The sequence below is a fragment of the Nitrospirota bacterium genome (assembly GCA_020851375.1).
Taxonomy (GTDB): domain Bacteria; phylum Nitrospirota; class 9FT-COMBO-42-15; order HDB-SIOI813; family HDB-SIOI813; genus RBG-16-43-11.
Genome location: JADZCV010000044.1, coordinates 68999 through 90347, shown reverse-complemented (window position 1 = coordinate 90347; position 21349 = coordinate 68999). Strand labels below are relative to the sequence as shown.

The 21349-nt window shown below is 48.2% G+C and carries 27 protein-coding genes; 17 read left to right on the top strand and 10 right to left on the bottom strand.

All coding sequences use genetic code 11. The annotated features are described in order from the left end of the window. From IT393_08600 to IT393_08565, 8 genes are all read right to left on the bottom strand, one after another. The gene (locus IT393_08600) at positions 1–1401 is read right to left on the bottom strand and encodes a UDP-N-acetylmuramoyl-tripeptide--D-alanyl-D-alanine ligase (GenBank protein MCC7202699.1); all 1401 of its coding nucleotides are present in this window, start codon (positions 1399–1401) and stop codon (positions 1–3) included. After that, on the bottom strand, positions 1395–2894 hold the full coding sequence (locus IT393_08595; protein ID MCC7202698.1) for a UDP-N-acetylmuramoyl-L-alanyl-D-glutamate--2,6-diaminopimelate ligase: 1500 nt from the start codon (positions 2892–2894) through the stop codon (positions 1395–1397). Before IT393_08595 ends, IT393_08600 begins: the two co-directional genes overlap by 7 nt. 10 nt (positions 2895–2904) lie before the next feature. Further along, complete coding sequence (locus IT393_08590) at positions 2905–4671, bottom strand: penicillin-binding protein 2 (protein ID MCC7202697.1); 1767 nt, start codon at positions 4669–4671, stop codon at positions 2905–2907. A 2-nt stretch (positions 4672–4673) separates the two neighbouring features. After that, positions 4674–5036 (bottom strand): cell division protein FtsL, encoded by a 363-nt coding sequence (locus IT393_08585; protein MCC7202696.1) that lies wholly within the window; start codon positions 5034–5036, stop codon positions 4674–4676. A 29-nt stretch (positions 5037–5065) separates the two neighbouring features. Beyond that, entirely contained in the window at positions 5066–5995 is a 930-nt protein-coding gene (gene rsmH, locus IT393_08580) for a 16S rRNA (cytosine(1402)-N(4))-methyltransferase RsmH (GenBank protein MCC7202695.1), read from the bottom strand. A 4-nt stretch (positions 5996–5999) separates the two neighbouring features. Then, complete coding sequence (mraZ, locus tag IT393_08575; protein MCC7202694.1) at positions 6000–6443, bottom strand: division/cell wall cluster transcriptional repressor MraZ; 444 nt, start codon at positions 6441–6443, stop codon at positions 6000–6002. 242 nt (positions 6444–6685) lie between these two features. After that, positions 6686–7543: a tRNA pseudouridine(38-40) synthase TruA gene (gene truA / locus IT393_08570; GenBank protein MCC7202693.1), complete on the bottom strand. Its 858-nt coding sequence runs from the start codon at positions 7541–7543 to the stop codon at positions 6686–6688. Positions 7544–7554: 11 nt separating this feature from the next. Next, entirely contained in the window at positions 7555–8745 is a 1191-nt protein-coding gene (locus IT393_08565) for an N-acetylmuramoyl-L-alanine amidase (protein ID MCC7202692.1), read from the bottom strand. Between the two features lie 112 nt (positions 8746–8857). Here IT393_08565 and IT393_08560 point away from each other — a divergent pair, with 112 nt between their 5' ends. Beyond that, positions 8858–9472 carry a YihA family ribosome biogenesis GTP-binding protein gene (locus IT393_08560; GenBank protein MCC7202691.1) on the top strand — a complete coding sequence of 205 codons (615 nt, stop codon included), beginning with the start codon at positions 8858–8860 and terminating at the stop codon, positions 9470–9472. A gap of 4 nt (positions 9473–9476) precedes the next feature. Further along, a complete protein-coding gene (locus IT393_08555; GenBank protein ID MCC7202690.1) occupies positions 9477–10451 on the top strand; it encodes a TIGR00730 family Rossman fold protein in 975 nt (324 codons plus the stop codon). A gap of 83 nt (positions 10452–10534) precedes the next feature. On the opposite strand, the gene IT393_08550 is transcribed toward IT393_08555, so the two are convergent. Both IT393_08550 and IT393_08545 read right to left on the bottom strand, forming a co-directional pair. Then, positions 10535–10735 (bottom strand): cold shock domain-containing protein, encoded by a 201-nt coding sequence (locus IT393_08550; GenBank protein ID MCC7202689.1) that lies wholly within the window; start codon positions 10733–10735, stop codon positions 10535–10537. Positions 10736–10900: 165 nt separating this feature from the next. Continuing rightward, a complete protein-coding gene (locus tag IT393_08545; protein MCC7202688.1) occupies positions 10901–12049 on the bottom strand; it encodes a class I SAM-dependent RNA methyltransferase in 1149 nt (382 codons plus the stop codon). A gap of 139 nt (positions 12050–12188) precedes the next feature. Between IT393_08545 and IT393_08540 the strand changes: the two genes are divergently transcribed. The 15 genes from IT393_08540 to IT393_08470 all read left to right on the top strand — a co-directional run bounded on the left by IT393_08540 (position 12189) and on the right by IT393_08470 (position 21336). After that, positions 12189–12530, top strand: coding sequence for a hypothetical protein (locus tag IT393_08540; GenBank protein ID MCC7202687.1), 342 nt, complete (start codon positions 12189–12191; stop codon positions 12528–12530). After that, positions 12520–12870 (top strand): YtxH domain-containing protein, encoded by a 351-nt coding sequence (locus IT393_08535; GenBank protein MCC7202686.1) that lies wholly within the window; start codon positions 12520–12522, stop codon positions 12868–12870. Before IT393_08540 ends, IT393_08535 begins: the two co-directional genes overlap by 11 nt. A gap of 175 nt (positions 12871–13045) precedes the next feature. Then, positions 13046–13231, top strand: a complete 186-nt coding sequence (gene tatA / locus IT393_08530; protein ID MCC7202685.1) for a twin-arginine translocase TatA/TatE family subunit — start codon at positions 13046–13048, stop codon at positions 13229–13231. A gap of 3 nt (positions 13232–13234) precedes the next feature. Beyond that, a complete protein-coding gene (locus IT393_08525; protein MCC7202684.1) occupies positions 13235–13450 on the top strand; it encodes a twin-arginine translocase TatA/TatE family subunit in 216 nt (71 codons plus the stop codon). 16 nt (positions 13451–13466) lie between these two features. Continuing rightward, positions 13467–13829, top strand: coding sequence for a winged helix-turn-helix domain-containing protein (locus IT393_08520; GenBank protein MCC7202683.1), 363 nt, complete (start codon positions 13467–13469; stop codon positions 13827–13829). Positions 13830–13849: 20 nt separating this feature from the next. Then, complete coding sequence (gene mobB, locus IT393_08515; protein MCC7202682.1) at positions 13850–14374, top strand: molybdopterin-guanine dinucleotide biosynthesis protein B; 525 nt, start codon at positions 13850–13852, stop codon at positions 14372–14374. Further along, positions 14371–14868: a MogA/MoaB family molybdenum cofactor biosynthesis protein gene (locus IT393_08510; protein ID MCC7202681.1), complete on the top strand. Its 498-nt coding sequence runs from the start codon at positions 14371–14373 to the stop codon at positions 14866–14868. Before mobB ends, IT393_08510 begins: the two co-directional genes overlap by 4 nt. Then, the gene (locus IT393_08505; GenBank protein MCC7202680.1) at positions 14865–15464 is read left to right on the top strand and encodes a molybdenum cofactor guanylyltransferase; all 600 of its coding nucleotides are present in this window, start codon (positions 14865–14867) and stop codon (positions 15462–15464) included. The genes IT393_08510 and IT393_08505 overlap by 4 nt, the downstream gene beginning before the upstream one ends. 4 nt (positions 15465–15468) lie before the next feature. Continuing rightward, positions 15469–16692 carry a molybdopterin molybdotransferase MoeA gene (locus IT393_08500; protein MCC7202679.1) on the top strand — a complete coding sequence of 408 codons (1224 nt, stop codon included), beginning with the start codon at positions 15469–15471 and terminating at the stop codon, positions 16690–16692. A gap of 31 nt (positions 16693–16723) precedes the next feature. After that, positions 16724–17086 (top strand): 4Fe-4S binding protein, encoded by a 363-nt coding sequence (locus IT393_08495; GenBank protein ID MCC7202678.1) that lies wholly within the window; start codon positions 16724–16726, stop codon positions 17084–17086. A 32-nt stretch (positions 17087–17118) separates the two neighbouring features. Continuing rightward, complete coding sequence (locus IT393_08490; GenBank protein MCC7202677.1) at positions 17119–17547, top strand: BlaI/MecI/CopY family transcriptional regulator; 429 nt, start codon at positions 17119–17121, stop codon at positions 17545–17547. Positions 17548–17915: 368 nt separating this feature from the next. Further along, positions 17916–18503, top strand: coding sequence for a DedA family protein (locus IT393_08485; GenBank protein MCC7202676.1), 588 nt, complete (start codon positions 17916–17918; stop codon positions 18501–18503). A 65-nt stretch (positions 18504–18568) separates the two neighbouring features. After that, positions 18569–18883, top strand: a complete 315-nt coding sequence (locus tag IT393_08480) for an MTH1187 family thiamine-binding protein (GenBank protein ID MCC7202675.1) — start codon at positions 18569–18571, stop codon at positions 18881–18883. A 42-nt stretch (positions 18884–18925) separates the two neighbouring features. Continuing rightward, a complete protein-coding gene (locus tag IT393_08475; GenBank protein ID MCC7202674.1) occupies positions 18926–20179 on the top strand; it encodes a TolC family protein in 1254 nt (417 codons plus the stop codon). After that, entirely contained in the window at positions 20176–21336 is a 1161-nt protein-coding gene (locus IT393_08470; GenBank protein ID MCC7202673.1) for an efflux RND transporter periplasmic adaptor subunit, read from the top strand. Before IT393_08475 ends, IT393_08470 begins: the two co-directional genes overlap by 4 nt. Positions 21337–21349 lie beyond the last annotated feature (13 nt).

The following is a 21349-nucleotide window of genomic DNA, read 5'->3' as shown; positions in this document are numbered from 1 at the left end:
TCAGATGCTTTCTTTCAGTCCTTCCACTATCCTTTCCATCTTCATCCCCCTGGACCCTTTTACCAGTACTACATCACCTGCTGATATCCATTCCTTTATCTGCTCGAGGGTCTGAGGGTAGTCATTGAATACCTTGACCTGTTCTTCGTTCATCCCTGCCTCTGAAGCCCCTTCTGCAACGTAGCCCGCGAATTCCCCAACTGCAATCAGCCCGTCTGTGCCTGCCCCTGCAATGTAAATACCAAGGTCCCGATGGGCCATAATGGTGTTTTCGCCCAATTCCAGCATGTCTCCTATGACAGCAAACCTTCTTTTCCCTGCTTTGAATGTCTTGAGCATGTCTATTGCAGCTACCATAGAAGCGGGATTGGCATTATAGGTATCATTGATAATATAGATATCCCCGGTCTTTTCTACTGAGCTCCGCATCCTTACAGGTGTAAATTTCTCCAAACCTGATTTGATTTCTGCCAGGGATACTCCATGTGCATGTGCGGCCGCTGCAGCGCTGAGTGCATTATAGATATTGTGAAGCCCCGGGATGTGCAGATTGACGTCTGTCCTGCCTGCAGGGGTTATGAGGTTAAAAACAAGCTGGTTTACAGATGTGCCTTCAATAGCTGTCTCGTAGGATTCTATATGCACATCTGCATCAGGTGAAATGCCAAAGCTTATTATCCTGCACGGAGACATGGCCCTGAACACGTCATAAAACTTGTCATCCCTGTTTAAGATGCAGAAGCCGTCAGAAGGAAGAGTCTTCAGTATTTCACCCTTTGCCTCAGCGACATTTTCTATCCTGCCAAGTTTTTCCAGATGAGTCGGTCCTATGTTTGTAATCACTGCTGAGTCCGGCGCAGCTATCCGGCAGAGCCTTGTAAGTTCACCCCGCTCACTTATACCCATTTCAATTACTGCCATATTATGCGATGAATCGAGCTTCAGGAGTGTAAGCGGTACGCCAATATGATTATTAAGGTTTCCTTCATTCTTCAGGACATGTGCTTTCTGACTCAGGATGGACCAGAGCATTTCCTTTGTAGTAGTCTTTCCATTGCTGCCTGTTATTCCTGTTACAGGGATTGAAAACCTGCTGCGATAGAATCTTGCGGTTTCCTGAAGGGCATGGAGTGTATCGGTGACTGCTATAACTGCCTTGTTCTGCAGGAGGGAGCCTGAGGCCGGATAGCCGTTCCCGGCAATTATTACGCCGCAAGCCCCTTTCCTTACAGCCTCTTCAATGAAATCATGTCCGTCAAACACATCCCCTTTGATTGCTGTAAAGAGTTCGCCATTCTTAATAGTGCGTGAGTCAATTGAAATTCCCGGCACCTCAAGGTCATGCCGTCCATGAATGAGTCTGCCGCCGGCAGCTTTTAATATTTCATCTATAGTTAACATTTCCCCCCCAGCCTGACTGAAACAGCCCTTTTCACCTCTTCCCTGTCATCAAAGTGAAGCCTTTCCCTGCCGGTTATCTGATAATCTTCATGCCCCTTGCCGGCTATTATAACAAGGTCACCCTTTTCCGCTATTCTGACAGCCTCTTCTATGGCCTGCCTCCTGTCAGGCAGAGTTATATATTCTGCAGCCCTTGCCTTGTCCCTGGCAATTGCCTCAGTTATGCCGGATACAACTTCTTCAATAATCTTTTCAGGATCTTCGGATCTCGGATTATCTGAGGTCACAATTACGTAATCACTTAATTCGACGGCAGTTCCGCCCATGAGTGGACGTTTTCCCCTGTCCCTGTCTCCGCCGCAACCAAAGACAGTAACAATCCTCCCTGGCGAGAACCGTTTAGCCGCTTCAAGCAATAATCTCAGCGCATTTTCAGTATGTGCGTAATCAACCACCACGCTGAAGCCGAGCCCGCTGTCGATCCGTTCAAACCTGCCGGGGACAGAAGTGAGGGAAGATATTCCGGAGGAGATCTTCTCCAAAGCTATGTTGTTTGAGAGCGCCGCGCCTGCAGCGGCGAGTATGTTATAGACATTATGTATTCCAACAAGGCTTGATTTTACATAAATACGTCCTGCAGGAGTTGCCATGTCAAACCCGGTACCTTCTATTGAAAGTGAAATATTCTCCGCCATTATATCTGCACTTTTATCAATTCCGTACGAGAGACTGCGGCATTTGATCATCGTGAAAAGGCGTTGTCCGTATGGATCATCTGAGTTTATAACCGCATATTTATTTGATGATATGCCGGAGAAGAGGAGGGCTTTTGCCTGAAAATAATCTTCCATATCAGCATGGAAATCCAGGTGGTCCTGCGTCAGATTGGTAAAGACGGCGGTACTGAAGTCGGTCCCGTAAACCCTGCTGAGCGAGAGTGAATGGGATGAAACCTCGGTAACGGCGAAGGTGCAGCCGTTGACTGACATTCTTCTTAATAAATTTTGAAAATCAACGGCCTCCGGCGTGGTATGTTCAGCCTCTGACGTCCTGCTGCCGTCTGACCAGAATATGGTGCCCAGAAGTCCGGACTTATAGCCTGCATTTTCAAGAATAGACCTGATGAGGAATGAGGTTGTCGTTTTACCGTTGGTCCCTGTGATTCCTATCACGCTTAGTTCGCGTGACGGATGCCTGAAGTAATTGGCTGCTGCTGCTGCAATGGCCTTTCTCGTGTCCTTTGCTATGATTAAAGGTATGTCCGGAGGAACCGTCACGCCTTCAGGTTCGCGCTCTGCAAGGATTGCAGCCGCACCATTCTCTATGGCATTTTTTATGTAGAGATGTCCGTCTGTTTTAATTCCCCTGATCGCAGCGAAGAGTGTGCCCCTGCTGACATTGCGTGAGTCATAAGCAATACCTGTTATGTCACACTCCATGTTTACCAGGGTCTTCTGCAGTCCTATGTCCTTCATGATCTCTGATAGTTTCACTGATGCCGCCTTAATTGTCGCTGTTTTTCGCCATAATCGTTATTTTCTGCTGTTCAGCCGGTTCTACATGCAGGTATCTCAGTGCCTGTTCTGCAACGCTGTGAAAGACAGGAGCTGCGACGCTGCCTCCCCAGGAGACACCGCGCGGCTCGTCTATAACAATCAGAATGACAAGCTCCGGGGAATCTGCCGGCAGAAATCCTATAAAGGAACTTATGAACTTGCTTGACGAGTACCTTCCTGTGGCAGGGTCCGCCTTTTGTGCAGTACCGGTTTTCCCTGCAACGGAGAAGCCATCAACAGCCGCAAGTTTGCCTGTTCCCTCGTTACTTACGACCCATTTCAGGATATCTGTCATCTTTTTACTTGTAGATTCAGAGATTACCCGACTTTTGATCTCAGGATTAATCCTCTTTGAATTTCCCATATGGTCAATTTCTTCTGATACAATATGAGGCCTCACAAGGAGACCGCCGTTGGCAATAACGGCCATGGCCGCAGTAAGCTGGATCGGGGTTATTCCCACCTCCTGGCCTATTGAAATTGTTGCGAGTGAACGTCCGGACCAGGACTCCGGACTCCTGACCAGTCCCCGCACCTCCCCGGGAAGATCTATTCCGCTCTTGTCGCCAAATCCAAAAGCCCTCATATATTTGTACAGCCTTTTATCCCCAAGCTTTATGCCGATCTTTGCAGAGCCTACGTTGCTTGAGTGTGATATTACCTCCCTGAACGACATTGGAGTACCTTTTGGGTGAGGGTCGTGAATGACCGTTTTGCCAAACTTCATGCTTCCGCTGCCATCGTGCACAATCTCATTCGGAGAAAAGAGCTTCTCCTCGAGGGCTGCAGACGCTGTCACAATCTTAAATGTTGAGCCCGGCTCATATACGTCGGTAATGGCCCTGTTGCGCCATGAACCTGCAGTGTATTTCTCAGGCGTGTTGGGATTAAATCTGGGACTTACGGCCATTGAGAGGATTTCGCCGGTATGGGGATCCATCACTATCCCGATCCCGCCGGCTGCGCTGTGTTTCTCAACTGAGCTATCAAGTTCTTTTTCTGTTATATACTGGATTACTTCATCAATTGTCAGCACGAGGTCATTGCCTTTGAGGCCGTCAAGGTTAGTGCTCGTAAGGACGGCCTGACCGCGTGCATCCCTCTCAAGCACCAGCGCACCCTTGTCCCCGTTAAGGGATTCTTCATAATATTTCTCGATACCCTCCAGACCGTGGTTGTCCGTATTCGTGAAACCAAGGACTTGCCCGATCAGTTCCTTATCAGGATAAAACCTCTTTTTTTCCGGGGCAAGGCCTATGCCCTTGATATTCATGGCCTCGACCATCTCTGCCAGGTCAGGAGAGATTCTCCTCTTAATCCATGCGAAATGTTTCCTGCTGTCTAATTTGGATTTTACGGCTGAAGTGTCAATATCAACGACGCGGGATATTTTTTTTACCACGAAAGATGGGTCAGTTATTGAGGACGGGATGCCATAGAGAGAGGGCATATCCAGATTTACTGCAAGCTCTCTCCTGTTCCTGTCATAAATATTTCCCCTCTCGCCTTCTATGTCAACGAAACGGCGGTGTTGCTTTTCTGCCTTCATTGCAAGCGCCTCTCCCTGCAGGAGCTGGAGCCAGGCAAGTCTTATGATGGCGGTAATGAACCCTGCCGTTATGATAATAAATATAATATTTAACCTTCGCCGTTTCAGTCTGCAAAACTTTTCTCTTTTTGTCAGGGACTCTTTGTCCTTATCAGGAAAGTTCATTATTACAGTCTTTGATTAAAGTATTTTACGAGTTTAACAGGTGAATTTCCATGGTCATCATCCGTATTTAACCTTGCATAAGTGCTTCTCCTGCCTGTTTCTTCCGAATTCCTGACTACAATGATCTGGCTGTTGTCAGGATTTTTCATCCCTATAAAGGTCGTTGCTATTTTTTCTATGCGTTCAGTGGATGTCAAAGCGGCCCTCTCTATGAGGAGACCATTATTAATCTGCTGCAGGTTTTTTAATTCTTTTTTGAGACCTTCTATCTCATAGCCAAGTTTCATAACATAGCTCCTTTGTACCACATAACCGAGCATAATTACAAAAAAGACGACCGGCAGGATTTTCAAACCTGAGCGCACTTTGTACCTCCTGTTCTTAAGTCAAACTGTTATATTCTCTCTGCTGCGCGAAGCCTGGCACTTCCTGATCGCGGGTTGCTGATAATCTCTGCTGAGGAAGGCCTGATGGGTTTCCTGGTCAGTACAGTTATCTCTTTTTTGAGTCCGCATATGCAATATGGAATACGGGGCGGACATATGCACCCCTTCTCCATAGCTCGCAGCGTCTGCTTGACGATCCTGTCCTCCAGGGAATGAAACGAAATAACACAGATGCGGCACCCCTTTTTGAGATGCCTGACTGCGTCCTTTATTGCCTCATCTATATGATCCAATTCTCTGTTAACGGCGATTCTGAGTGCCTGAAACGTTTTAGTGGCAGGGTGGATGCGGGCCGGCCTGAACGAATGAGGCACAGCTGAGCTGACAACTTCCGCTAACCGGCCGGTTGTTGTAATTGCGCCCCTGCCTCTCTCCCTTACAATAGCCGAAGCAATCCTTCCGGCCCATCTTTCTTCACCGAAGACCTTAAGTATATGGGCGAGTTCGCCGGCGTCGAGATTGTTTGCGAGTTCTGCTGCTGTTGTTTGTTTCCTCCTGTCCATCCGCATGTCAAGCGGGCTGTCATAGCGGAAACTGAACCCGCGCTCCGGAGAATCCACCTGCATGGAGGAGAGTCCGAGATCAAACAGGATACCGTCTGTTTCTCTTATCTCCATTTCATCAAGTACAGACCCTATGGAGGAGTAGTCCTCCCGGATGAATGTCACCCTGTCTCCAAATTCCCTGAGATTTTCTCTTGCCGTTTCTATTGCCGTACTGTCCCAGTCAATCCCTATTACCCTGTTATTGGGAGATGACGAAAGAATTGCTGAGGCATGTCCGCCTGCTCCGACAGTGCAATCAACATAGAGACCGGGGCGTTCGCATCGCAACTGCTTCAAGACCTCCTCCAGCAATACAGGGATATGTTGTTTCACTTACTTATATGCCCATTTCCGCCATCTTCCTTGCTATATCCCTTGGATCATAGGCGGCCATTGCATCTTCCCACATCTGCGGGTTCCAGAATTCAATCTTATTATTTTCAACACCTGCCACGAGCACTTCTTTTTCCAGAGAGGCATACTCTCTGAGCCTTGGAGGTATCAGGATTCTGCCCTGCTTGTCAATAACGCAGTCTTCTGCTTCAGAGAACATAAGGCGGCGGAAGGCCTTAACCTCTTCTGCGAGCGATGAGGCCTTCTGGATTTTCATGGTAAGATCCTCCCATCCGTCAGGTGTGTATGCGGCAATACACCTGTCAACGAGGTCTTTAATAAGGATCAACTGGCCTGCATAACTATGGAGAACCTTATCCCTGAACTTGGATGGAATGCTCAGGCGTCCCTTTGCGTCAATTGTGTGATGGTATCTTCCACGAAACATTAAATCGTGGTCTCCTTTGCCAAAACCTGCCCATTTACACCATTACATCCCACTTCATCCCACCGATGGATGAAAGTATATACTATGAAAATAAATTGTCAAGAAAAAAATGATAAATTTTAAAGGGTTAGGAAATATTTAGTGTTGTTGAAAACTACACATCATATTGTGGATAAGTTCGGACGATATCCCATATATTGAAGTAACGCTTTATGTTCCCAAATGGCTTATTCCATTCATGCTCAATACCTTACCTCATCCAGGTACAGCCCATGCGGAGGCGCAATAGGACCTGCATAGCGCCGGTCTCTCTTCTCCAGAATTTTATCAATATCAGATGGAGGTGTTTTCCCTCTTCCGACCTCTGCCAATGTCCCTACAATATTCCTTACCATGTGCTGCAGGTATGACCTTGCTTCAAACGTGAAAGAAATAATCCTGTCTTTTTCTTTGCCCGGCGCAGCTGAACCGGATGATACAGCGCCGGCCTGTAATACCGGCACAGATGGCCTGATGAAGCCGCATTCAGTAGTAAATGTTGCCACATCAACCTCAAGCCTGCCGAGTGTTTTGACCGGAGACCTGGAACTGCAATCAGACGCCCGGAAAGACGAGAAGTCGTGGTTGCCAATCAGATATTGGGATGCCTTTTCCATCAATGAAACATCGAGGGGGTATTTAATGTGCCACATATAATTTCTCTGAAATGACGAGGGGAGATGGGAATTTAATATGAAATATTTGTAGACCTTGCTCTTTGCATCAAACCTGGCATTAAATCCATCATGGACATACTCTGCCTTCTTAACAACTATATCTTCGGGGAGCAGAGAGTTTATTGCCTTAACCCATGATGATTCATTGATCTGCAGTACTGACTTGAAATGTATAACTTGTCCTGCAGCATGAACTCCGGCGTCAGTCCTGCCGGCAGCTACTATTTTTGCAGGCTGCCTGATGATGCGTGAAAGGACATCTTCAATAGTTCCCTGTATAGTCTTGTGTAAATCACCTTCTGCGCCATGCGGAGAAGCCTGCCTCTGCCAGCCGTGATAATCTGTGCCGTCATATTCTATAATCAGTTTGACATTATGTGTCATAAGTCAGGGATTTACGGGAGAGGTTCATAGGCTGCCTGTTTCGGCTGAGCGAGGAGAGGTGTAGACTCGATGTATTTTCTGATCCCCTTTAAGATCGCCTCAGCAATCTCCTGCCTGTGTCCGGCGTCAGACAGCAACCGTTCTTCTTCAGGGTTGCTGATGAAGGATATTTCAGCGAGGATGCCTGGCATCCTCGCATTCACAAGGACATAAAAAGGAGCCTGTTTTACACCGAGGTCATTTATTTTGTAACGGTTCTCCATATGCCCTATCATATTTTCCTGGACATAATGGGCCAGCCTTAATGACTCTTCCTTCCTGGCTGTATTTACAAGGTCTGCAAGTATCAGCTGCAGCGTATTCAATGAGCTCTCTGATGCACTGTTCTCACGCTCTGCTGTTGCCATGGCATCTCTGTCTGTTGCCCTCCCGAGGAGATATGTCTCAACGCCGTTTGCCCCCTGCCGCCTGCTTGAATTTGCGTGTACTGATACAAATAGATCCGCCCCCCGTGTATTGGCAATTGCAGTCCTTTCCTCAAGAGGGATAAAGACGTCTGTGTCTCTTGTCATTATCACATTTATGCCGAGCCTCTCTTTGACGAGTTTGCGCAGCCGAAGTCCTACATCAAGCACAACGTCCTTCTCCCTGAGGCCTTGTTTTCCTATGGCTCCGGGGTCTTTACCGCCGTGTCCCGGGTCTATCACGATAGTCTGACTTTTCATGATGGTATTTTTATCACTGCCATTATCAGTCTGCGGGGCCGGTTCAGCAGCAGGAGGAATGTTTTCACGGAACACATCTATTACCAGCCTGTCAGGGGACGTCAGAGGCAGTATCTTGTATTCAGCCCTGGAGCTGAAATCAATAACGACACGCACGGTTTCTTTATCATGCTGACCGGCCCGCACCTGAGTGACAACCCCGTCGCTGATCTGGATTGGATTTAGTCCCCTGCCCAGGCTTGTATTATGGAGGTCAATAAAGAGCCTGTCAGGGTTATGCAAATACTTCTTGCTGAAAGCAGAGGGATTGCTTAAATCAACGACTATCCTTGTGTAATTAGGATCCTTCCAGTAGCGTATGCCGTTTATGGTGGCCTGCGGAGTCTTGTCCAGTGCAGAAACAGCCGGAGCAGCTGCTACATACAACATGCAGATTACCAGTGATGCATAAAATAAGATGTGCCTGATTGCTTGCATGACTTGTCATATTTAATTACCTTAAAAATGCATGGTTTGTCAACTTAGGATTAATCCCGGTAGTCTTGCCGATGGTGGCTGAATAGCGTATACTTTGTATCTTAAAACTATTATGATAATCAAGAGCGCCACTTTTGTAATGAGCAGCACCGATTATAGAAAATGTCCGGAAGCGGGTATTCCTGAGTTTGCCTTCATCGGGAGATCGAACGTAGGCAAGTCATCGCTGATAAATTACCTTACCGGACAAAAGGGACTTGCGAGGGCTTCGGATAAGCCTGGCAAGACCCAGTTGATAAATCATTTTATTATCAATGAAACAGAAGCCCCCTGGTATCTCGTTGATTTGCCGGGCTATGGTTATGCAAGTGTGTCAAAAAGTAAAAAGGAAGAATGGAATATATTCTTAACGGAGTATATATTAAAAAGAGAGAATCTGCTCTGTCTCTTCGTACTGATAGATTCGAGGCTTGGACCGCAGGAAATGGATCTGCAGTTTATGGAGTGGCTTGCAGGCAATGAAATTCCTTTTGTCATGGTATTTACGAAAACAGATAAACTCACGTCAGGGCAGTTAATGAAAAACATCAGCAGTTATAACAGGGTCATGCTGGAAACATGGGAAGAACTCCCGAAGCAGTTTCAGACATCCTCCACCGCAAACAAGGGCAAACGGGAACTGCTTCAGTTTATTGAGGAAACGAATAAACTGATGGAGTGCGGATAATCGTATGAAAAATAACAGAAGGCCGCCTTCAGGAAAAGATATAAGAATTCCCGCCCCGGCTCACCCGCAGGAGCGTCAGGAGCCGCTGCCATGGCAGAAGCCCAAGTCCGCTGATGAAGACCCTGAGGCGCTGCTGCGCATCAAGGCCATACTGGCAAGCCCGAGCTACAGGGAGGCCGACCATGATGTTGATTTTCTAAGCCGGGATGACACCCGCGGAGTGCGTCTTCAGTTGGATTATCTTAAACCTGAATTATTTCTTAAACAGCATGGCATCGGACAGACCATCGTTGTCTTCGGCAGTACCCGTATTTCAGAGACTTCTGCTGCTCAGCGCAAGGTAGATTTGCTGCGCCGGTCCCTTGCCGGGGCCCCATCCGATAAAGTGCTGCAAAGCAGGCTTGAGATAGGGGAACGTATCCTGGCAAAGAGCTTCTACTACGAAATTGCACGTGAGTTCAGCCGGTTGGTAACGAGCTACAGGCAAAATTCAGGGGACAGCCGCATAGTTGTCGTGACAGGAGGCGGCCCGGGTATAATGGAAGCTGCAAACCGCGGTGCGTATGACCTGGGGGCCAAATCTGTAGGATTGAATATCAACCTGCCCCATGAGCAGTATCCGAACCCATATATTACGCCCGAACTCTGCTTCAGTTTCCACTACTTCGCCCTGCGTAAGCTCCATTTTCTCCTGCGTGCCAGGGCCCTGGTTGCCTTTCCCGGAGGTTATGGGACATTTGACGAGTTGTTCGAAACCCTGACGCTGGTGCAGACACGCACCATAAGACCGCTTCCCATCATCCTGGTGGGTGAGGCATACTGGAGGCAGGCATTCAATGCGGACTTTCTTGTTGATGAGGGTGTCATTGACCCGGAGGACCGGGAATTGTTCTGGTACGCTGAAACGGCTCAGGAAATCTGGGACGGGATTCTGCGCTGGTATGAGGCAAGCGGGGAACCTCTGTTCCCGGCAGAGTGATTTGTATGGAACGTAAACCGTTCTAATGACATGAAAAAAAAGCCCCCCGCATGCAGAAGCAAGGGGGGGCTATTATGATTCAATTACATCTTTGTTACATTGATTGCCTTGGGGCCTTTCGGTCCCGCTTCAGTATCAAATTGAACTGAGTCACCCTCGGCAAGGCTCTTAAAGCCTTCGCCCTGGATGGAAGTATGATGAACAAATACATCACTACCGTCTTCGCTTGTGATAAAACCAAAGCCTTTTGAATCATTGAACCACTTTACTGTTCCTTTAGCCATTTACTATTACCTCCTTTTCTTTGAACTCAAATCTCAGAAGGTCTTAACAAATAAAAAAGCCACAAAGTCGAAAAGTCTTTGTGGCCTTAAAAAAATCAAAAACTTCCAAAATTCTGTTTTTATATTAGCATACATTAATACAGTTAGTCAAGGAAGACTAAGAAATTATTTTTTTCTGCTTCCATCGTACAATTCATACTCAAGCAGCCTGCATTCTATAGCTCCGTTAAAAAAGGGGACCTTTCTGTTTGTCCTTAATCCCACCTTTTTTGCCAGGTCCGGATTTCCTGTAAATATATATCCTGTATAGCCTTTGCACCTCTGTTTAAGGAAATCGCCGATACCCTTGTATACACTCTCAAGCTCTTTGGCCTGTCCCATTCTTTCTCCATATTCAGGATTAAGGATAACGACACCGTTACCGCCGGGAATTGGCGTTTCAGAATAATTACATACGGCAAATTCGATATGTTTTTCAACACCGGCCAGGGCGGCGTTCTGCCTGGCAGCCGCAACTGCATCCCTGTTTATGTCAGTGGCAATAATCCTGAAATTGATGGTGTTCCTGGCGGATTTTACAGACTCTGTGCGCAGCCTCATCCAAAGGGATTTGTTAAAGCCCTTCAGATGCATGAATCCGAAATTATCCCGTAATATCCCCGGAGCCACGTTCAGGCCTGCAAGGGCAGCCTCTATGGCAAGGGTGCCGCTGCCGCACATGGGGTTAACGAAGTGGCTGCTCCCGTTCCAGCCTGTAGCCATGATAATTGCTGCCGCAAGGGTCTCCTGCATGGGCGCATGCATGGGGATCTTTCTGTAGCTGCGTCTGGAGAGGGGTTCGCCGGAGGTATCCAGATAAATGGAGCAGTCCTCATCCTTCCAGTACAGGTTGACCACAACCCGGTCTTTTTTGGGTCCGGAATCAGGACGCTGTCCGCACTTATCCCTGATCCTGTCCACAATCGCATCCTTGCACGTTACATTGGCAAAGAGTGATGTCCTGACAGTCGGATTATCCACACTGGATGTCACACAGAGATATCCATCGCCGGCGATATACTCCTCCCACGCGATATCAGACACTGCACGATACAGATCATCAGCGTCTCCTGCACGGAATTTTCTGATAAGAAAGAGTACGCGATGCCCTGTGCGGAGCAGGAGGTTCAGACGAAAGGTATCGTCCATAGTCCCTTCTGTCTCAATGCCTGCGACAGTTTCAGAGATTACCGGGAATCCCAGAAGAAGGAGTTCCTCCCTCAAAAATGGGGTTATTCCCTTTGCACAGGTAATCAAAAGCCTGCTTTTTCCCATGCCCCTGTCTCCTTATTTTTAGTAATTTATCACAAAAAATGGTTGACGAGGAAAAATCATGATCAAACAGGATTATTCTGATTGACTTTACCCTATCATGAGGGTAAGTTATAGACTATAGGGATGAGTGAAATCATTTATGATTATTGAGATATCTGTAGGGGTAATCGCAGTATGTATTGTAGTGATTACGGTCCGCGTGTATACCCTCAGTATACGGGTAGAAGAGTCCATAAGGCGATGGGAGGAGTTCCTGTTACGCATGGAGACCGACATAAGACCGATCCTGTATGAGGTAAAGGATATTCTAAACGATGTAAAGGGGGTTGTTGAAACTGCAAAAGACGGGACAAGGAGGGTCAACGACGCAATAGAGATTTTATTAGGGCCTGTTCAGACCCTGGGTATCATTCTGAAGGCTATCAGGGCAGGTACAAAGGCGTTTTTTAAAAGAAATGGGGGTGATGATCATGGCTTGTGAACATGGAAGGGGTGAAAACCTGGTATTTTTACTGGTGGGAGGTCTTATCGGTGCCGGTATCGCCCTGTTGTACGCCCCAAAAGCAGGGCGTGAAACAAGGGAGGATATCAGGAGGCTCGCTGCCCGTGGAGCAGAACGTGTCAGGGAAGGTAAGGATGCGATAGAAGAGAAGATGTCTCATCTCATGCATCAGATCAGCAGTAAGACAGAAGAGCTCATTCACGGCGGCACTCAGCTAGCCGAAGACAAGAAGCGTGAGATTCTGGCGGCTATTCAGGCGGCAAAGAAGGCCTATGATGAAGAGAGGCGAAAGCTTGAGGAAGAGAGGAGATCAGCCTGAATGTACCTGGTTAAAATGAGGGCAGCGACTATTTAAAAAAAATAGTCGCTGCCACCGGCCCTGCCCTTACAGTCCCTATGGTCTCAATTCCAGATAAATTTCTTGACGCTCAGTATTTACAAGTATAGAATACATACATATTTTACATAATTAGCATTAAATAAAGGAGACTGATATGTTTGGTCTTGGATTTTCAGAATTACTCGTTATCCTCGCTATTATCCTTATCATCTTCGGTGTGGGAAAACTTCCCCAGGTTGGCGAAGGCCTTGGCAAGGCTATCAATGGTTTCAAAAAGGGACTTGCAGAGGCGCCAAAAGTGGAAGAGATGAAGAAAGAGGGCGAAAAGGATCCCAGGTAAGTTATGTTTGGCATCGGGACATCTGAGCTTATTTTGATACTCGTGATAGCTTTTCTTGTTATAGGTCCCAGGGAATTGCCCAGGGTTGGCAAAGAGTTGGGCAGGGCATTCAGAAGCTTTCAGCGCGCCAAAGCTGATATTACTGAGAGCATAACGCGCGATGTTGCGGACCTGAATAAGGAATCAGAATGCAGGACTGATGAAGAAAAAAGGACTTGATAAAAATATAAGCCGTATGACAGGCCACCTTATAACTGTTCGTGCAAAATTATGGCTTGAGATTGGGGGCAAGCCGTTCTTTGGCGAGGGACGCTTTCAGCTTTTAAAAGGTATAGACAAGTATGGTTCCATTAATCAGGCTGCGAGGGCGGCAGGGATACCATACAGAAGGGCATGGAGTTATCTGCATGCAATGGAAGAACGTCTGGGTGTAAAATTGATATCTACGCAGACAGGCGGCTGCAATGGCGGCGGGACAATGCTTTCTATGGAGGCAAAGGAGTTTTTAAGCAGGTATGAGGAGATGACGTCGTACCTTGAAGGTGTTCTGAGAAAAAAGAAGTGGAATTTTTTTATAATCCTGCGTTATGCTAAATAGCATAACGATATGGCTCGTCTATGACAGGAAAGACAAAATCATCAACGCCGGTTGTATGCTTTGTAGGTTCTTCCAACAGCGGCAAGACTACGCTGATTGAAAAGGTCATAAGACTGCTCGCAAAAAGGGGATATGATATTGCGACGGTCAAGCATACACATAAGAATTTCAGTGCGGATTCAGAAGGAAAGGACAGCTGGCGCCATAAGGCCGCAGGGGCAAGGACGGTCGTCCTTGCATCTCCTTCACAATATTCCGTTGTGTCAGACAGCAGAAGTGAGATAACCATTGAGGATGTTTTGAACAGGTTTGCAGAAAAGGCGGATATCCTGATCGTCGAGGGTTTTAAAAAAGATTCATACCCCAAGATAGAAGTGAACAGGAATGGCGGTCATGATTTAAGGTGTCTCAGCGATCCGTCAATCATAGCCGTGGCTTCTGACAGCAGGCCTGACCCTGGCATCCCTGTATTTGATATTAATGACGCCGAAGGCATAACGGATTTCATTGAAGCTGCTTTTCTGGAAAAGGAGGGATATAAATGATAAAGGTTGCAGTATTAACGATGAGTGACAAGGGTTCAAGGGGGGAGCGAATTGATGAGAGCGGGAAATTGATCTGCCAGATGGTAAAGGATATTGACGGCGATGTTATAGTGCATGACATTATTCCTGATGAGCAGGACATTATCGAAGACAAGTTACGCTATTTTGCAGACAAGCTTAAGGCGGACCTAATTGTGACGACCGGGGGGACAGGGGTAAGCCCAAGGGATATTACACCGGAAGCTACAAAAAATGTAATGGAAAAAGAGATTCCCGGGTTGGCGGAACTGATGAGGGCGGAAGGGTGTAAAAAGACCCTGAGGGCGGCAATCTCCCGCGGACTTGTAGGGACAAGGGGAAGCACGATGATTGTCAATCTGCCGGGCAGTCCTAAAGGGGTCGCAGAGAGTCTCGGGGTAATACTGACTACGATCCCGCATGTTGTTGAAAAGTTGCACGGAGATGAGTCGGACTGCGGAAAGCCTGTAAAATGACCGGTGTAATCCTGACAGGCGGCAGGAGCAGCCGCATGGGACAGGATAAGGCGCTTCTATCCGTAGGCGGCGTGCAGGTGATCAGGAGGATCCTTGACATCTTCGGGACTATGTTTGACGAGATACTTGTAGTCACTAATACGACAGGACGGCACGCTGGGTCAGGGTACAGGGAAGTGGCTGACATAATACCGGATTGCGGCCCTCTCGGGGGCATATATACAGGGCTGTCTTATGCCAAATCTGACAGGATATTCGTCGCCTCCTGCGACCTGCCTTTTATCATGGCTTCAGCGGTCAGAGTTGTCTTAGACGAGCCTGTACGTTATGATATAGTTGTCCCGGAGGAAGGCGGAAGGCTTCATCCGCTTCACGCAGCATACAGCAGGAGGTGCTCTCCGTATATTCGTGAATGGCTTGATAACGGGCATTATAATGTAACTAAATTTATTAATGAGGTGGAGGGATTAAGCGTGAAGAAAGTGCAGGCAGCGCAGATGAAAGAGGGCGATTCCGGTGTCATTTCTCTTTTTAATATGAATACCCAGGAGGACTGGGCACTGGCTGACCGGATTTCAGGTAAAAAGGAGGAATAATAACATGCGTTCAGTAGAGGAGGCTTTGAAAACTGTTTTGGAAAGCACAAAGGTGCTTGGTACGGAGAGGATTTCAATTCAGGATGCGCATGGCAGGGTGCTTGCTGAAGACGTGACAAGCGGCCTGTTCCATCCGCCGTGGGATAATTCGGCCATGGACGGTTTTGCGGTTCGCTGGGATGATATTAAAAATGCGTCAAAAGAGGATGCAGTACGGCTCCGCATTGTCGGTGATGTCCGTGCCGGTATCATGCCTGACAAGCCTGTAAAAAAGGGAGAGGCGATACGGATTATGACAGGAGCGCCTGTGCCTGACGGCTCTGATACTGTAGTGCGTGTCGAGGATACAAAGGGAGATGGTGACGTCGTTAATATCTTCCATGCAGGGTACATGGGAGAGAATGTAAGGCACAAGGGTGAGAATATTAAAAAGGGTGATGTAGTCCTGAGCAGGGGGAGTATCCTCAACGCAGCACACATTGGGGTATTGGCAATGGTCGGCAAGCCTGTTGTATCAGTTTACAGAAGGCCCAGGGTCATGGTTCTTGCCACAGGTGATGAGCTCGCTGACCTTGACGAGGATATAACAGAGAACAGGATCCCTAACAGTAATGGCTATACTGTAGCTGCTCAGGTGATTGAGGCAGGCGGTGTTCCGCATCTGCTTGGCATTGCCCGTGACAATAAGGAAAGTCTCAGAGAGAAGATAGGCGAGGGTCTTGGAGGAGATATGCTCCTTGTCTCAGGCGGAGTGTCTGTAGGGATGTATGATTTTGTAAAGGATATCTTAAAGGAATACGGCATTGATATGAAATTCTGGACTGTAGGCATCAGGCCGGGCCATCCTATTGCCTTTGGTCTTGTAGGTGACAAACCGATATTCGGCCTTCCTGGCAATCCGGTATCTACTATGGTGACATTTGAGGTGTTTGCACGACCGGCCATACTGAAGATGAGCGGTCACAGGTCTTTGTCAAGGCCGGTTGTTGATGCTGTTTGCGAGGGAGAGTTCCGCAGCCGTGCAGGACGCACCAACTATGTAAGGGCTGTAACCCGTTATACGGACGGCAAATATTATGTCAGATCCACCGGAGACCAGGGCAGCGGAATTCTGATATCCATGTCTCAGGCAAACAGTTTCATTGTACTGCCTCCTGACAAGGAGAAGGTACTGCAGGGCGAGTCTGTCAGGGTGCAGTTGTTCGTGGGACCGGTTGATCACTCTTAGTTTGCAGGGCAGCGGCAGGGGGAGGGTATTATTGGATGAAGAAATGACAGGCAGGCGCGGTTTTTTCCGGACTGCATTTGCCGAGCTCACGAAAAGATTTGCAGAGTTTGCCATTGACGCAGAAAACAGGCCTGCCAGGAAGAGGAAGTATCAAAGACCGCCCGGAGCAGTTGAGGAGGAGTTATTCCTCTCCCGCTGCACGAGATGCAATGAGTGCATAAGGGTATGTCCCCATTATGCCGTAAGAGGTATAGATTCTGATGTGGAATATGGTATTGGCACTCCAATAATAATCCCTGAGATTACTCCCTGCAAAATGTGTTCTGACTTCCCATGCATCAGCGTGTGTAAGGACAAGGCCCTGATAATGCCGGAAGTCATGCATTCTACTTGACGTAGAATGAAAATAATGGTAAAAGATAGTTTATGATTAAACGCCTTACATCCTCGTTTAAGCCGCACAAAGCGGGTCTTGGCCGCGTACTGGGTGATCTCGAAAAGCAGGTTATGGATGTGTTATGGAACAGGGAAGAGATAACAGGGCGTGAGGTACTGGAAGAGATTGAAAAGCAAAGGGTGCTTGCCTTTACCACCGTACTAACTGTTATGGACAGGTTGTTAAAGAAAGGACTCATTAAGAGGAAAAAGAGGGGAGGGGTATTTATCTATGCCCCTTCCATTTCCAGAGAGGAATTTGTAAGGCAGGTCTCGGAAGAGGTGTTACAGGGTATCCTTGACATATCCGCAGGCTCAGCCGCTTCTTCCTTTGTGGATATACTGTATAGGACAAGCCCGGACGAGATTGACAGGCTGTCGCGGCTTATAGCAGAGAGGAAAAAGGCCGAAATTAAATAGCCCGATGAAAAGGCCTTGAGTATTGAGACAATTCCAATCGCAATAGCGATAATTCCGATTACTATTGCATTGACTTTACCGCCTATCGGCATTATATTTTTGTAAGTCCATATGAGACCATTAAAGGCCTTCCATTTCGTTTCAAAAAAATAACTCAGGATGGAGAATATGCCGCCAAACAACATCATGATTCCCCAGACAAGGAGCAGGATATCAGCAAGTATATGAAAGCCGCCGGGAAAGGCAAGTACCCGCACTGTTATTTCACCGGCAATGGCAGCGGATGCAAGGATTACAAGTACCCATAAAGGGTGTATAATATGTTTTTTCATGAAATGATTATATAGGAGAAATACAGGGCAATTCAAATGAAACTGATACGCCGACTCTACAAATGGGTTATTCACTGGTCAGCAACGCCGCATGCAGTTGCTGCCCTCTTTCTGATAGCATTTGCAGAATCTTCCTTCTTCCCTGTACCGCCGGATGTACTGCTCATAGCAATGGTTATTGCTGTTCCGGCCCGCGCCATGTGGTATGCCATTGTCTGCTCAGCGGGTTCTGTGCTTGGGGGTATGGCAGGCTATGCAATAGGCTGGGGAATATGGGAAATGGTGGATACGATATTCATCGGCCATATATTCAGTCAGACGGTCTTTGACAAGGTAGTCCAGGCGTACAATGACAATGCCTTCCTTACAATCCTTACAGCGGCTTTTACCCCGATCCCTTACAAGGTAATTACCATAGCGGCAGGTGTTACAAAAATTAGTTTTCTGACACTGGTTATTGCGTCTGTCATAGGCCGTTCCTCCCGCTTTTTCATGGTTGCCGGACTCCTCTATTACTTTGGTCCTGTCATGAAGGAGAAGATAGACAAATACTTCGACTGGCTCGCTCTTGCTTTTTTTGCGCTGCTTATTGCAGGGTTCCTTGCAGTGAAGTATCTGCTTTAGTGACCCTTTCGGGATGCAATGATAAAGTATATGGTGTCAATGTAACAAAATTCAGGAGGTGCGCCATGCCGGTAATCTTGATTGAATTCAGTATGACCCCGCTTGCCAGGGGGGAGAGTGTGAGCAAATATGTGGCAAGGTCTCTGGATATTATTGATAAGAGCGGCCTTGACTACAGGATGAATCCTATGGGGACGGTGATTGAAGGGGAGTGGGATGAGGTATTTGATGTGGTGAGACGGTGTCTTGACCGGATGAGGAAGGACTGTGACCGTATCACAACCACCATCAAGATAGATTACAGGAAGGGAAAGACTGGCAGGATTGACAGTAAAATAGACAGTGTAGAGAAAAAACTCAGGAAAAAACTAAGGACTTAAAAAATCAGATTAGGTTGACACAGTAAAAACAGGAGACCGGACATGAACAAACTAACCCTTTCAGCCCTCATCTTCATTATGGCCATCCCCTCTCTTGGCCTGGCAGAAGATTTGGTCAAACAGGGGGAACAGCTCACGCTGGAGAGATGCATCGAGATCGCCCTGGCAAAACACCCCAGTGTTGTTGCATCGGCGAATACGCTCTCAGTCAGTGAAAGCAGGGTTGGTCAGGCTGAGGCAAAATACTATCCCCAGGTGAACTGGATGGCGGGTTATCGCAGGATCTCCCCCGGCTCCTCCGACCAGTATTCCAGCAGTATCACCCTGAGCCAGAATATCTATGATTTTGGAAAGACGCCGGCCCAGGTCAGCGTTCAGAAACGGAATCTTGAGTCGGCAGGTTCCGACCTTCAGGATGTTTCGGATCAGATCATCTTCAACGTCAGGCAGGCCTACTACGGTGTGCTGCAGGCGCAGCGAAACAGGGAGGTCGCGGCTGAAACAGTCAGGCAGTTCGCGCAGCACCTGGAGCAGGCGAGGGGATTTTATGAGGCTGGCTCCAAACCGAAGTTCGACGTGACCAGGGCCGAGGTGGATCTGAGCAACGCAAGACTTGGCCTGATAAGGTCTGAGAACGCCCTGAGGACCGCCATGGTGAACCTCAGCAACGCCATGGGTATTCCTGCGGCGCCTGAATACACCATTGAAGACAGCCTTTCCTTTCAGAGGTATAATATAACCCTCGAAGATGCCACGAAGAGGGCCTATGAAAGCAGACCTGACCTCAGGTCTGCCAACGCGAGAAAGCAAGCGGCAGAGGCCTCTGTCCGACTCGCAAAGACAGGCTATTATCCGGAACTGAGCGGCAGCGCCTCTTACAACTGGGAGGGAGAGGGCTTTCCGCTCGATCACGGCTGGAATATCGGGGCAACCCTCTCACTGCCGTTGTTCAGCGGCTTCCTGACCCGGTATCAGGTGGAAGAATCAGGGGCCACACTGAACGTTTTGTCGGCCAATGAAGAGTTGCTGAGACAGACGATCCTACTTGAGGTGCAGCAGGCGTATCTGAACCTTACAGAGGCGGAGGAGAGGATCCCTGCATCGGAACTCGTAGTAAAACAGGCGGAAGAAAACCTTGACATTGCTAACGGAAGATATACGGCAGGCGTCGGAAGTCCGATCGAGGTGACCGACGCAGAGGTAGCGCTGAGCAGCGCAAAGACCGCATACATCCAGGCGCTCTATGATTACAGGATCGCACAGGCAAGCCTTGAAAAGGCTATGGGGGCAAGATGAAAAAGACAGTGATCGGCATGATTATACTGCTCATTTCCGCAGGTCTTCTGTTCCTGTTCCTGAGGAACAATGAAGGGGAGGCAGGGTACAGGACAGAGAAGGTCGGGAAGGGCTATATCAGGGAAACCGTGACCGCTACCGGCACGGTCAATGCTGTCACCACGGTCCTCGTGGGAACGCAGGTATCCGGAACGATAAACCAGATATATGTGGACTTCAACTCGCCCGTAAAGAAGGGGCAGATCATTGCACAGATAGATCCCGCCCTGTTTGATGCCCAGGTGGAACAGGCAAGGGCGAACCTCCTGTCTTCGCAGGCAAACATGGAGAAGGCCGAAGCAGCGCTCCTCGATGCAAAGAGGACAGCGGACAGGAATAATGAGCTCTTTACGAGAAACCTTGTGGCAAGGAGCGAACTGGATACAGCGGAGACTAATTACGAGACGGCAAAGGCCCAGGTCACAGTGGCGAAGGCTCAGATCGCACAGACCGGGGCGGCACTGAAGAATGCAGAGACCAATCTCAGATATACCCGGATCCTCTCGCCGGTGGATGGCATCGTGGTCTCACGGAGCGTGGACGTTGGCCAGACTGTGGCTGCAAGTTTTCAAACCCCGACACTGTTCACCATCGCCCAGGATCTGACGAAGATGCAGATTGACACGAATGTGGATGAAGCGGATATCGGCAAGATCAGTATGGGACAGGATGTGGAATTTACAGTGGACGCATACCCTGACACCCCGTTTCATGGCAGGGTCTTGCAGGTCAGAAATGCACCGATCACAGTACAGAATGTGGTGACCTACGATGTAGTTATTAAGATGGAAAATCCTGATCTTAAACTCAAGCCCGGGATGACCGCCAACGTGCAGATCATTACGGATGAGAAGGAGGGTGTCTTAAAGATACCGAATGCCGCCCTTAGATTCAAGCCTGCAGATAACAACAAAGCGGCCACGCCTCAGAAGGGGCCCGGGGTATGGGTGACCGAACAGGGAAAACTGAAACGAATCCCGGTATCTACCGGAATCAACGACGGAATTCATACCGAACTGATTTCAGGTTCGTTAACGGAAGGTCAGGAGGTGATCACAGAATCCCTGACCAAAACAAAGAATCAGACCTCCGCGCCCCGTGGCCCGAGGTTCTTCTGAACGTAGCAATGGG

Coding starts and splice junctions, on each gene's coding strand:
- IT393_08600 (MCC7202699.1), bottom strand. CDS start 1,401: ATGTTAACTATAGATGAAATATTAAAAGCTGCCGGCGGCAGACTCATT.
- IT393_08590 (MCC7202697.1), bottom strand. CDS start 4,671: ATGAACTTTCCTGATAAGGACAAAGAGTCCCTGACAAAAAGAGAAAAG.
- mraZ (MCC7202694.1), bottom strand. CDS start 6,443: ATGTTTCGTGGAAGATACCATCACACAATTGACGCAAAGGGACGCCTG.
- truA (MCC7202693.1), bottom strand. CDS start 7,543: ATGACACATAATGTCAAACTGATTATAGAATATGACGGCACAGATTAT.
- IT393_08565 (MCC7202692.1), bottom strand. CDS start 8,745: ATGCAAGCAATCAGGCACATCTTATTTTATGCATCACTGGTAATCTGC.
- IT393_08560 (MCC7202691.1), top strand. CDS start 8,858: ATGATAATCAAGAGCGCCACTTTTGTAATGAGCAGCACCGATTATAGA.
- IT393_08555 (MCC7202690.1), top strand. CDS start 9,477: ATGAAAAATAACAGAAGGCCGCCTTCAGGAAAAGATATAAGAATTCCC.
- IT393_08550 (MCC7202689.1), bottom strand. CDS start 10,735: ATGGCTAAAGGAACAGTAAAGTGGTTCAATGATTCAAAAGGCTTTGGT.
- IT393_08545 (MCC7202688.1), bottom strand. CDS start 12,049: ATGGGAAAAAGCAGGCTTTTGATTACCTGTGCAAAGGGAATAACCCCA.
- IT393_08540 (MCC7202687.1), top strand. CDS start 12,189: ATGATTATTGAGATATCTGTAGGGGTAATCGCAGTATGTATTGTAGTG.
- IT393_08535 (MCC7202686.1), top strand. CDS start 12,520: ATGGCTTGTGAACATGGAAGGGGTGAAAACCTGGTATTTTTACTGGTG.
- tatA (MCC7202685.1), top strand. CDS start 13,046: ATGTTTGGTCTTGGATTTTCAGAATTACTCGTTATCCTCGCTATTATC.
- IT393_08525 (MCC7202684.1), top strand. CDS start 13,235: ATGTTTGGCATCGGGACATCTGAGCTTATTTTGATACTCGTGATAGCT.
- IT393_08520 (MCC7202683.1), top strand. CDS start 13,467: ATGACAGGCCACCTTATAACTGTTCGTGCAAAATTATGGCTTGAGATT.
- mobB (MCC7202682.1), top strand. CDS start 13,850: ATGACAGGAAAGACAAAATCATCAACGCCGGTTGTATGCTTTGTAGGT.
- IT393_08510 (MCC7202681.1), top strand. CDS start 14,371: ATGATAAAGGTTGCAGTATTAACGATGAGTGACAAGGGTTCAAGGGGG.
- IT393_08505 (MCC7202680.1), top strand. CDS start 14,865: ATGACCGGTGTAATCCTGACAGGCGGCAGGAGCAGCCGCATGGGACAG.
- IT393_08500 (MCC7202679.1), top strand. CDS start 15,469: ATGCGTTCAGTAGAGGAGGCTTTGAAAACTGTTTTGGAAAGCACAAAG.
- IT393_08490 (MCC7202677.1), top strand. CDS start 17,119: ATGATTAAACGCCTTACATCCTCGTTTAAGCCGCACAAAGCGGGTCTT.
- IT393_08485 (MCC7202676.1), top strand. CDS start 17,916: ATGAAACTGATACGCCGACTCTACAAATGGGTTATTCACTGGTCAGCA.
- IT393_08480 (MCC7202675.1), top strand. CDS start 18,569: ATGCCGGTAATCTTGATTGAATTCAGTATGACCCCGCTTGCCAGGGGG.
- IT393_08475 (MCC7202674.1), top strand. CDS start 18,926: ATGAACAAACTAACCCTTTCAGCCCTCATCTTCATTATGGCCATCCCC.
- IT393_08470 (MCC7202673.1), top strand. CDS start 20,176: ATGAAAAAGACAGTGATCGGCATGATTATACTGCTCATTTCCGCAGGT.